We start from the raw sequence: 2,627 nt of genomic DNA on the forward strand, positions 1-2,627 counted from the left end.
GCAACCCACTGGCCACCGCGCCGGAGCTGGCCCAGCTCACCGAGCAGGAGATCAAGCTGCTCGGCTACATCGCCGAGGGGATGACGAACCGGCAGATCGGCGAGCAGATGTTCCTCGCCGAGAAGACCGTGAAGAACTACGTCTCCAGCATCCTCGCCAAGCTCGGGCTGGAGCGGCGTACCCAGGCGGCGGTGCTCGCCAGCAAGCTGCTGCGCTGAGCGCCGCTCGCTAGCTTTCGCGCGGGCAGTCAAGAGTGAGGCTGAGCGCGCGGCTGCGGCCGCGGCCCGTTGGGCGTGGCTGGGGTTCGCGACGAGGCGGGATCGAGGAGTCCGGCGTGGGCCGCCGAGGTCGGCAGGCTGATCAGGCGCCGTGGTCGGCAGGCTTTCGTGTGCGCCGTGGAAGACGGCCCAGCGCGGACGGGCGGCAAGCTAGGTTTCGCCGTCGAGCGGCATAGCGCAAGCAGCCGTCACCGTCCGCGGCTGAGCCTTCCTCGACGATACGCCGCTTCGTTGAAGGGTTGTTGGGTCACGAGCATGCGGTAGATGAGGCGGCAGGCGTTGCGCGCCAATGCGACCCGGGCCTGGATCGGGGTCATGCCGCGGGCACGCAGTTCGGCGTCGCGCTCGGCGAACGAGGTCGAGTGCAGCGACAGGCCCCACGCGATCCCCATCAGCGCGTCGCGGTGCTCGGCCAGACCCTGGCGAGAGATCCGGCCGCGCTTGCGCAACGTAGCGGACTCGTACATCGCGGGTGCCAGCCCGGTGGCGGAGTAGAGGTGCTCGGCGTCGGGGAATCGCGCGATCGGCAGGCTGTGCGCGGCAAATGCGGCTGCGCGGTTGGCTGCCACGCCGGGCAGGCTGGTCAGGACCTGGCCATCGGTGCGGGCGAGCAGGACCTCGATCTCGCCCTCGACCGAGGCCACGTCGAGCAACAGGCTGCGGTAGCGCGCGACGTCGCGGCCGAGCCGTTCGGCCCGTGCGGTCGCGTCCGATGGTGGCGGGAGGCAGTCGCGCCACCGGCTGGTCCAGTACTCCGCGGTCGCCTTGGTCAGCTTCCCCGGCGACCTTGCGATGAGCGACCGTGTCGACGGTGCCCGGCCGGCGAATGCCGCCGCGCACGCCAGCACGGCCTGTCCGGTCGGGGTCTCGATCGGCAGTGACCGCCCGTGACCGGCCGGCGCGGACAAGCCCGGGCACAGTGAGTTGAGCTGGTCGTGGAGCCGCTGCTGTGCCTTCTTCCGGTCAGCGACCAGCCCGCGCCGGTGCCGGACCGCGGCACGTAGCTCCTCGACCACCGCCTCCTCGGTCTGGCGACGGCCAGCACCCTGGCGAGCGAGGTAGGTCAGCGCGGCGCAGTCACGATCGTCGGTCTTGAATCGGCCAGAGCCCAGCTGCTGACGCGCTGCCTTGGTTTCGGACGGAGCGAATAGCCGCAACGAACCGGGATGAAGCCGTTCGAGCTCGGTGGCCCAGGCCCGATGCAGGCTCCCGGTCGCCTCGATCGCGATCACCTGCGCGCCAGCGTGCGCGGCCAGCATCTTCTCCAACGCGGCGATCCCGGACCGCGCGACCGGCAACGAGACCGGCTCCTCCAGCAGACCCGCGCCGTTGCTGACCCAGACCCGGTTCATCACCTTCCCCGGGTCCACGGCCACGACCACCGTCGCCGGATCCAGGGCGACCTCCAACATGCCCATGAGCTGCCTCCTTGTGAGCGGACCCGACCAGAGTCCTCTCAGCTACAGCTCACGACCTATCAGCGCCTCTGGAACTCCCAGGCTCGCCGGATGGCGTACTGCACCGCGTCCGCGTCCGCGTGCGCCAGGTAGGCCTCCACCTTGTGGTGCGCCTCCATCCGAGGCGGGACGCCGAAGGTGTCGGGGTGTGCGTCGAGCAGCGCCTCGCGATCGTGGAGCGGCACCCGGACGACCGCCGTGTCCGGGTCCTGGAGCCGGACGACGAGGCGGTCGTCGACGTACCACGCCGGCCGGGCCTCGGTGCCCTTGCGCTTGACCCCGGGCAGGGACTCGGCGTACGCGCCGAGCTCCTCGGGGGTCATCACTCGCCCTGCGCCCAGGCGGCGACGGGGATCGAGAGGTAGACGCCGACGCTCGTCGTGCCGGCCGCATCCACCACCGCGTCGCGGAGCCGGTCGCATCGCTCCTGCAGGGCCTCGGCACGGCTGGCGGACCACTTGGAGCGGACCTCGACGACGACGTCGAGGCCGCCGTAGTCGCGCTCACCCCTGGCCCGGAAGCGGAGGTCGACGTCGCCCGGGCGCAGGTGGCCGTCGTACGGCTCCTCGGGGCACTCGACGGCCAGCGAGACGGCGTGCGGCAGGGCGTCGGCGAGTCGCTGCAGGGTCGCTGCGGGGACGGCGGGATCGTGGGTGACCTCGACGATGGGCATGGCGCGACGCCGGTACTCCGGGGCGACGGCGTAGCCGATCTCCACCATTCCCACGGCGTCGGGAGGCCCGTGGTAACCGGCGCGGCCCACCGCCAGGTGCTGCTCCTCGTCCCAGATGACGCCGGTCACCCACGCCGCGTCGGCCGGGCGTTCCGCAACCTGTTGACTGCGCACCAGCCACACCCCTCGCCACTCCCGACCGGCGAAGTAGGCCGACAG

General features: G+C 71.5%; 3 protein-coding genes and 1 pseudogene. 1 reads left to right on the top strand and 3 read right to left on the bottom strand.

All coding sequences use genetic code 11. From position 1 onward, the window contains the following. Window positions 1–218, top strand: a 218-nt coding sequence (locus Q0L15_RS18705) for a LuxR C-terminal-related transcriptional regulator (protein ID WP_296605993.1), incomplete at its 5' end; no start/stop codon positions are given. 248 nt (window positions 219–466) lie between these two features. Here the strand turns inward: Q0L15_RS18705 and Q0L15_RS18710 are convergent. From Q0L15_RS18710 to Q0L15_RS18720, 3 genes and pseudogenes are all read right to left on the bottom strand, one after another. Then, entirely contained in the window at window positions 467–1,696 is a 1,230-nt protein-coding gene (locus tag Q0L15_RS18710) for an IS110 family transposase (RefSeq protein ID WP_296605996.1), read from the bottom strand. 59 nt (window positions 1,697–1,755) lie between these two features. Continuing rightward, on the bottom strand, window positions 1,756–2,058 hold the full coding sequence (locus Q0L15_RS18715; RefSeq protein WP_296605997.1) for a hypothetical protein: 303 nt from the start codon (window positions 2,056–2,058) through the stop codon (window positions 1,756–1,758). After that, a pseudogene (locus tag Q0L15_RS18720) lies at window positions 2,058–2,627 on the bottom strand (hypothetical protein); the annotation flags it as partial. The gene Q0L15_RS18715 and the pseudogene Q0L15_RS18720, both read right to left, overlap by 1 nt.

Source organism: Nocardioides sp., assembly GCF_024509035.1.
GTDB lineage: Bacteria > Actinomycetota > Actinomycetes > Propionibacteriales > Nocardioidaceae > Nocardioides.

What these genes read in the sequence shown, in the direction of transcription:
- Q0L15_RS18715 (WP_296605997.1), bottom strand. Translation starts at nt 2,058, where the DNA reads ATGACCCCCGAGGAGCTCGGCGCGTACGCCGAGTCCCTGCCCGGGGTC.
- Q0L15_RS18710 (WP_296605996.1), bottom strand. Translation starts at nt 1,696, where the DNA reads ATGGGCATGTTGGAGGTCGCCCTGGATCCGGCGACGGTGGTCGTGGCC.